Annotated in this window: 7 protein-coding genes; 6 read left to right on the forward strand and 1 reads right to left on the reverse strand. The window is 70.0% G+C overall.

What is annotated here, in order from left to right:
* The first annotated feature begins 116 nt into the window (after positions 1 to 116).
* The 4 genes from ACXRVZ_RS17565 (at position 117) to ACXRVZ_RS17580 (ending at position 4,025) form a co-directional block, all read left to right on the forward strand.
* The gene (locus tag ACXRVZ_RS17565; RefSeq protein WP_457426988.1) at positions 117 to 1,643 is read left to right on the forward strand and encodes a sensor histidine kinase; all 1,527 of its coding nucleotides are present in this window, start codon (positions 117 to 119) and stop codon (positions 1,641 to 1,643) included.
* Positions 1,624 to 2,067, forward strand: a complete 444-nt coding sequence (locus ACXRVZ_RS17570) for a hypothetical protein (protein WP_457426986.1) — start codon at positions 1,624 to 1,626, stop codon at positions 2,065 to 2,067. Before ACXRVZ_RS17565 ends, ACXRVZ_RS17570 begins: the two co-directional genes overlap by 20 nt.
* Before the next feature lie 10 nt (positions 2,068 to 2,077).
* Positions 2,078 to 3,487 (forward strand): sigma 54-interacting transcriptional regulator, encoded by a 1,410-nt coding sequence (locus ACXRVZ_RS17575; RefSeq protein WP_457426984.1) that lies wholly within the window; start codon positions 2,078 to 2,080, stop codon positions 3,485 to 3,487.
* Positions 3,488 to 3,686: 199 nt separating this feature from the next.
* Positions 3,687 to 4,025 carry a BON domain-containing protein gene (locus tag ACXRVZ_RS17580; RefSeq protein ID WP_457426982.1) on the forward strand — a complete coding sequence of 113 codons (339 nt, stop codon included), beginning with the start codon at positions 3,687 to 3,689 and terminating at the stop codon, positions 4,023 to 4,025.
* A gap of 223 nt (positions 4,026 to 4,248) precedes the next feature.
* Here the strand turns inward: ACXRVZ_RS17580 and fnr are convergent, their stop codons facing one another.
* Entirely contained in the window at positions 4,249 to 4,977 is a 729-nt protein-coding gene (fnr, locus tag ACXRVZ_RS17585; protein WP_457427023.1) for a fumarate/nitrate reduction transcriptional regulator Fnr, read from the reverse strand.
* 131 nt (positions 4,978 to 5,108) lie between these two features.
* Between fnr and hemN the strand changes: the two genes are divergently transcribed.
* Entirely contained in the window at positions 5,109 to 6,491 is a 1,383-nt protein-coding gene (gene hemN, locus ACXRVZ_RS17590; RefSeq protein ID WP_458232636.1) for an oxygen-independent coproporphyrinogen III oxidase, read from the forward strand.
* Positions 6,491 to 7,117 (forward strand): urease accessory protein UreH domain-containing protein, encoded by a 627-nt coding sequence (locus ACXRVZ_RS17595; protein ID WP_458232637.1) that lies wholly within the window; start codon positions 6,491 to 6,493, stop codon positions 7,115 to 7,117. The genes hemN and ACXRVZ_RS17595 overlap by 1 nt, the downstream gene beginning before the upstream one ends.
* Positions 7,118 to 7,150 lie beyond the last annotated feature (33 nt).

Here is a 7,150-nt window from a genome sequence, read left to right on the forward strand (position 1 = left end):
TGCGCTGCAACATGGTGCGGTTTTCAGATAGCGGCAGGGCCGTTTCATCGTGATGCAAAGCCAGAGAGCGCTGCCGGCGTTGGCGCACGTTCGGGTCCTAGCATGCGGCGCCCACGATGCCCGCGCACGCCCTGGACTCCGCCCTCACCGCCACCACCTCCACCGAGCCCACGTCCCCCACCGACTCGGCCCGGCAGCGCCTGCGCGGCCTGTCCTTCCACCAATGCCTGCTGGCCGCCTTCCTGCTGATCACCGCGGTGCTCGGCGGCGCCGCGGCCCAGGCGATGTTTGCGTTGGAGCATGTCGCGCTGCAGGGCCGCCAGGCCTCACAGGACGCGGCGGCGCTGACGGCCCAAGGCCAGCGTCTGGCCGAGCGCACCGTGGCCATGGAGCGCAGCGCGCGCCAGTTCCTGGTGCTGGACGACGCCGGCCTGCGCGACCGCTATCAGGCGGCCTGGGTGGACGCCAAGTCCACGCAGTCGGTGCTGATCGAACTGATGACCGATGCGGCCGCCAGACAGCTGTTTGCCGACTGGGCGGCGCAGGCCGACGCGGCCTGGCGCGTGCTGCAGAACCCCGGCCTCGCCCGCAACCGTGCCGCCGCGCTGAAGCAGCTGACGCCGGTCTTCGCCCACCTGCATCGCCTCAACGACGCGCTGGCCGAGCACAGCCAGCAGGCCATGGACCGCCGCAGCGACGCCGTGCTGGCCGAGCTGGAGCAGCAGCGCCGCCTCATCAGCGCGCTGGTGCTGGGCGCCATCGCATTGGCCGGCGTGCTCGCGCTGGGCTTCGGCCACTGGCTGCTGCGGCCGCTTTCTCATGTCGAAGCGGCCATCAACCGGCTCGGCGACAACCGCTTCGACGAGCCCGTCGTCGTGCGCGGCCCGGCCGACCTGCGGCGCCTGGGCCGCCAGCTCGAATGGCTGCGCCAGCGGCTGGCGACGCTGGAGTCCGACAAGACCCGCTTCGTACGCCACATCTCGCATGAGCTGAAGACACCCATGGCCTCCATCCGCGAGGGCGCGGCGCTGCTGCGCGAGGGCGTGGCCGGTCCGCTGACGGCCGACCAGACCGAGATCGTGCGCATCCTCGGCGACAACAGCGCGGCGCTGCAGGGCCAGATCGAGGACTTGCTGCGCTACCAGACGCTGGCGTCGGACTCGCAGCAGTTGCAGCGCCGGCCGGTTGACCTGGGCGCGCTGCTGGCGCGTGTCGTCGATGACCAGCGGCTGCTGTGGCAGGCCAGGGGGCTGAGCGTGCACGTGGATGCCGAGCCGTGTACGACGGTCGCCGATGGTGAGAAGCTCGGTGTCGTGCTGGCCAATCTGCTCGTCAACGCGGTGCGCTTCAGCCCACCCGGCGGCGTCATCTCGCTGGCGCTTGCGCAGGCCGATGGCAAGGTTCGCATCGACTGCATCGACGCCGGCCCCGGCGTGGCGGCCGAGGACGCCGAGCGCATCTTCGACCCCTTCTACCAAGGCCGGAACCAGGCGCCCGGCGCCCGCCGCGGCAACGGCATCGGCCTGTCCATCGTGCGCGAGATCGTGCAGGCGCATGGCGGTACATGCCGCCTGCTGCCGAGCGAGCGCGGCGCCCATTTCCGCATCGAGATACCTCATTGCCATGACGCGACGACTGTTTGAACTCTGCTTGCTACTGATGCTGGCGGCCTGCCAGACACCCCCACCCGCGCCCGCGCCGCCACCGCCCGCGCCGGTCTGCCCGGAACCGCCTCCACCGCCGCCCGAGATCGCAGAGCTGAAGGCCGTGCTGACCACGGCTGAGGAATTGCGCAAGGCTTTGGCGCTGAGCCAGGGCCGCAGCAGCGCCGACCTGGCCCAGGCCGCCGCGCAGGTCGACGTCATCGCCAGCGACGCGCAGGCCGCCGAGCCGCTCAAGCCGCTGGCCACGCTGCTTTCTGCACGCCTGGCCGAGCAACGCCGCCTGCAGGACAGCGTCGACAAGCTGACCCAGCAGCTGCGCGACAGTCAGCGCCGCAACGAGCAGCTCAACGAAAAGCTCGAAGCCCTCAAGGCCATCGAGCAAACGCTGCCCGCCAAGCGCTGAGGAGTTCCGCATGACGACTCAAGCCACCATCCTCCTCGTCGACGACGACGCCGACCTGCTGCGCCTGATGACGATGCGCCTCACCGCCGCCGGCCACGCCGTGCAGGCCGTGGCCAGCGCCGAGGCAGCGCTGGCACACCTCGCCGTGCGCCTGCCATCCCTCGTCATCACCGACGTGCGCCTGCCCGGGCTGGACGGCCTGCAGCTCTTCGACGAGGTGCGCAGCCGCCATCCGTCGCTGCCGGTCATCCTGCTCACCGCCCACGGCAGCATTCCCGATGCCGTCGAGGCGACGACCCGCGGCGCGCATGCCTACCTGACCAAGCCCTTCGACGGCAAGGAGCTACTGGCCAAGATCGCCCAGGCGCTGCGCGTGAACGCACCCAGCCCCGCGCCGGCGGGCGGCGGCGACAGCAGCTGGCGCCGCGAGATTATCAGCCGCAGCCCGCGCATGGCCGAGGTGCTGGCCGAGGCACGGCTGGTGGCTGCCACCGACGCGAGCGTGCTGATCTGCGGCGACAGCGGCACCGGCAAGGAGCTGCTGGCCCGCGCCCTGCACAACGCCAGCCCGCGCGCGGCCAAGCCCTTCATTGCGGTGAACTGCGGCGCCATTCCAGAGGCACTGCTGGAGTCCGAACTCTTCGGCCACGTGAAGGGCGCCTTCACCGGCGCGCAGGGCCACCGCCAGGGGCTGATCCCGGCGGCGCACGGCGGCACGGTGTTCCTCGACGAGATCGGCGACATGCCGCTGGCCCTGCAGGTCAAGCTGCTGCGCGTGCTGCAGGAGCGCGTCGTGCGCCCCGTGGGCAGCAACGAGGCGGTGGCGGTGGACGTGCGCGTGCTGTCCGCCACCCACCGCGACCTGGACCTGGCGATGGCCGAGGGCCAGTTTCGCCCCGACCTCTACTACCGGCTCAACGTCGTCAAGCTCGTGCTGCCGCCGCTGTCCGAGCGCCGGGAGGACATCGCGCTGCTGGCCCAGCATTTTTTGCAGACGCTGGCCGAACGCCACCGCAAACCGGTCAAGGGCTTCGCGCCCGACGCGCTGGAGGCGTTGGTCACGGCGCCCTGGCCAGGCAACGCGCGCCAGCTCTACAACGTCGTCGAGCAGGTCTGCGTGCTGGCCACGGCGCCGTTGGTGCCGCTGGCCCAGGTGCAGCGCGCGCTGCAGATGCCCTCGGCCGAGGTGCTGAACTACCAGCACGCCAAGCAGCGCTTCGAGCGCGACTACCTCAACCAGCTGCTCAAGCTCACGTCCGGCCACGTCGCCGAGGCCGCGCGGCTGGCCGACCGCAACCGCACGGAGTTCTACCGGCTGATGCAGAAGCACGGCCTCGATCCGCAGCTGTTCCGCACTGATCCCCTAGGTGCCACGTCGGATTTCAGCGACAAGAAGTTGTCAGACGAATCAAGCACTTAGGACGAGAGCGCATGAACTCGTCGCCGCATGACGACAAGAACCGGGTTCGCGCAGGTCGCGACTCGGCCTTCCGATCGCGTTTGTTGAGCTAAGTCATTGATCTGCCGAAGAAATCCTGAGCTGGCACACCCCTTGCGCTAAGCCTGTTCGTGGTGCCACCCGGCATCGCGTTTGATTCAAGCATCTTCAGGAGATCTGCATGCAAACCACCACCCTCGTCCGTCTGCTGTCCGCCGCCCTGATGGCCTCGGCCGCCACCGCTTCCTTCGCTGCCGATCCGGCTCCCGCTGTGGCCCCGGCCGAGCAAGTGGCTCAGGCGCAGACCGCCGGCGATGCGACCGTCACGACCCAGGCCGCTGCGGCTCTGTCGCAGGACAAGGATCTGCAGGCCCTGCCGCTGACCGTCAGCAGCACCGCCGCTGGCGTCGTCGTGGTGAAGGGCTCGGCGCCCAGCGCCGAATTGGCCCAGAAGGCCATCAAGGTCGTCCAGGCCGTGCCCGGCGTGAAGGAAGTGCGTAACGAGATCAAGGTCGGCTAAGGCGACGCCGAATAAGTCCCCGCGATGCAGCGCGCCCTGGTTTGGGATGGGCTGCAAGGCGCAAACCGCAGCCATAGCTCGGCTATGGCGAGGATTTGCAACGCAGCAGGCCGCCCAAAGCAGGGATGCGCTGCGCGCGAGGGACTTGTTCAGCGTTGCCCAAGCCCCACCGCCTTCGATCTCAGGCCCCGCGCGCCCCCGCGGGGCCTTCTTGCGTCTGGCTTCAGCAACGACTGTTGTTGACCAGCGCCTGCAGCCCGGGCTGGTTGAGGATGCGCAACTGCCGCTGCTTCACCTCCATCAACCCCTCGTCCTGGAACTTGGAGAAGGTGCGGCTGACGGTCTCCAGCTTCAGCCCGAGATAGCTGCCGATCTCCTCGCGCGTCATGCGCAGCACCAGGCTCGACGCCGAGAAGCCGCGTGCCTGCAGACGCTGCGTCAAGTTCAGCAGGAAGGCGGCCAGCCTTTCCTCGGCGCGCATATTGCCGAGCAGCAGCATGACGCCGTGGTCGCGCACGATCTCGCGGCTCATGATCTTGTGGAAGGAGTGCTGCAGCGCGGTGAATTCGCGCGACAGCTCTTCCAGCTGGCCGTAGGGAATGACGCAGACGGACGAGTCCTCCAGCGCGACGGCGTCGCAGTGGTGGCGGTCGCTGCTGATGCCGTCCAGGCCGAGCAGCTCGCCGGCCATCTGGAAGCCCGTGACCTGATCGCGGCCGTCCTCGCTGCCGACGCAGGTCTTGAAGAAGCCGGTACGCACCGCGTACAGCGCCTCGAAGCGCTCGCCGTTGCGGAACAGGTGCCCGCCACGCGGCACCGTGCGGCGCTTGTCGACCAGCCCTTCCAACTGATCCAGCTCCTTGGCATTCATGCCCACCGGCAGGCAGAGTTCGCGCAGATTGCAGCTGGCGCAGGCGACCTTCAGCGGCTCGATGGCGGGCGCGGCGGCCATGTCGGAGTTGGTCGGCATGGTCATCGCGCGAGGCAGGGGGGTCAGCATGGGTTGGATTCTTTGCCAGAAGACCCGCGCGGCCCTTGACCTGGATCAAAGCCCGCCCGTGCCTGTCTCGGCACAGTGACGGCATGGCTGCTGTAACCGACCGCCCCCTCGACGCCGACCTGCTGCGCCGCCACGACGTGGCCGGGCCGCGCTACACCTCCTACCCGACGGCGGACCGCTTCGTCGAGGCCCACCAGGGTGCCCAGCACCTGCAGGCGCTGCGCCAGCGCGGCACGGCCCAGCCGCTGTCGGTCTATGTGCACATCCCGTTCTGCGAGCAGCTCTGCTACTACTGCGCCTGCAACAAGATCATCACCAAGCACCACGAGCGCGCCGCACCCTATCTGGACGCGCTGGCCGTGGAGATGGAGCTGGTGGCCGAGGCCTTGGGTGGCCCGGCACCGGTGTCGCAACTGCACCTGGGCGGCGGCTCGCCGACCTTTTTGTCCGACACCGAGCTGACCGCGCTGATGGACCTGCTGCGCCGGCGCTTCAAGCTGCTGCCCGGCGCCGAGCTGTCCATCGAGGTGGACCCGCGCACGGTGGACCAGCAACGTCTGGCCCATCTGCGCCAGCTCGGCTTCAACCGCCTGTCCTTCGGCGTGCAGGACTTCGACGCCGCCGTGCAGAAGGCCGTGCACCGCGTGCAGCCGCTGGAGCAGGTCGCACAGCTGATGAGCCAGGYCCGCGAGCTGGGCTTTGCGTCCACCAACGTCGACCTCATCTACGGCTTGCCGCTGCAGACGCCGGCCAGCTTTGCCCGCACCATCGAGCAGGTCGCCGAGCTGCGCCCAGACCGCATCGCGATGTATGCCTACGCCCACCTGCCGCAGCGCTTCAAGCCGCAGCGCCGCATCGTTGCCGAGCTGCTGCCGCCGGCCGGTGACAAGCTGGCCATGCTGTCCGGCGCCATCAGCGCGCTGCTGGGCGAGGGCTATGCCTACATCGGCATGGACCACTTCGCGCTGCCCGACGACCCGCTGGCCGTCGCCAAGCGGCAAGGTCTGCTGCACCGCGGTTTCCAGGGCTACTCGACGCAGCCGGACTGCGACCTCGTCGGCCTGGGCGTCTCGGCCATCAGCCGCGTGGGTGCCACCTACGCGCAGAATGCCAAGACGCTGGAGGAGTACGAAGACGCGCTGCACCAGCGCCAGCTGCCCGTGCAGCGTGGCCTAGCGCTGACCCGCGACGACCTGCTGCGCCGCGCCGTCATCATGGCGCTGATGTGCCAGGGGCGCGTGGAGTTCGAGCCCATCGCGGCGTCCTACCTCGTCGACGTGCCGGCCTACTTTGCGCCCGAGCTGGCGCGGCTGACGCAACTGGCGGGGCAGGGCCTGGTGGTGATCGAGCCGGGCGCCATCCAGGTCACGCCGCTGGGCTGGTACTTCGTGCGCGCCGTGGCGCTGGTGTTCGACCGCTACCTGCAAGCCGACGCCAGCCGCGAGCGCTTCTCGAAAATCATTTGATGGCTTTGGATGCCGCACTCATCGCGTCCGCCACGCTGATGGGCCTGGCCGGCATGCCGCATTGCGCGGCCATGTGCAGCGCGCCCTGTGCGCTGGCCGGTGGCAAGCAGCCTGCCAGGCTGCTGGTCGGGCGGCTGCTGGGCTACACGGCCGGTGGTGCGGTGGCGGCCGCGTCGGCCGAAGCGCTGGCGCGGGCGGCCCAGAGCGTGACGCTGCTGCAACCAGCCTGGGCGCTGCTGCAGGCGGCGCTGCTGCTGTTCGGCCTGACGCTGCTCGCGCGCGGCCGGGTGCCGCTCTGGCTGGGCGCCGTCCGCTGGCGCCCGCAACCCCGCCACGCCTTTGCCACCGGCATCGCCTGGGTTGCCATGCCCTGCGGGCTCTTGCATGCGGCGCTGCTGTTGGCGGGGCTGTCGGGCTCGCCCGCCAGTGGCGCGGCGGCAATGGCCGGCTTTGCGCTGGCCAGCACGCCGGGCCTGTTCATTGCGCCGCTGTGGCGGGCGCGGCTGCTCAAGCGCGGCGCGGGCGGCGACGTGCTGGCGCTGCGCCTGGCCGGCCTCGCGCTGGCCCTGGGCGCGGCCTGGGGGTTGGGGCATGGCGTTTGGCAGAGCCTGCTGCTGGCCTGCTAGGAGCGTGGGCGGCAGAGGGCGTGGCCCGCGCCC

The sequence above is a fragment of the Roseateles sp. P5_E8 genome (assembly GCF_054177665.1).

What these genes read in the sequence shown, in the direction of transcription:
- ACXRVZ_RS17575 (WP_457426984.1), top strand. Translation starts at nt 2,078, where the DNA reads ATGACGACTCAAGCCACCATCCTCCTCGTCGACGACGACGCCGACCTG.
- ACXRVZ_RS17565 (WP_457426988.1), top strand. Translation starts at nt 117, where the DNA reads ATGCCCGCGCACGCCCTGGACTCCGCCCTCACCGCCACCACCTCCACC.
- ACXRVZ_RS17595 (WP_458232637.1), top strand. Translation starts at nt 6,491, where the DNA reads ATGGCTTTGGATGCCGCACTCATCGCGTCCGCCACGCTGATGGGCCTG.
- ACXRVZ_RS17580 (WP_457426982.1), top strand. Translation starts at nt 3,687, where the DNA reads ATGCAAACCACCACCCTCGTCCGTCTGCTGTCCGCCGCCCTGATGGCC.
- fnr (WP_457427023.1), bottom strand. Translation starts at nt 4,977, where the DNA reads ATGGCCGCCGCGCCCGCCATCGAGCCGCTGAAGGTCGCCTGCGCCAGC.
- ACXRVZ_RS17570 (WP_457426986.1), top strand. Translation starts at nt 1,624, where the DNA reads ATGACGCGACGACTGTTTGAACTCTGCTTGCTACTGATGCTGGCGGCC.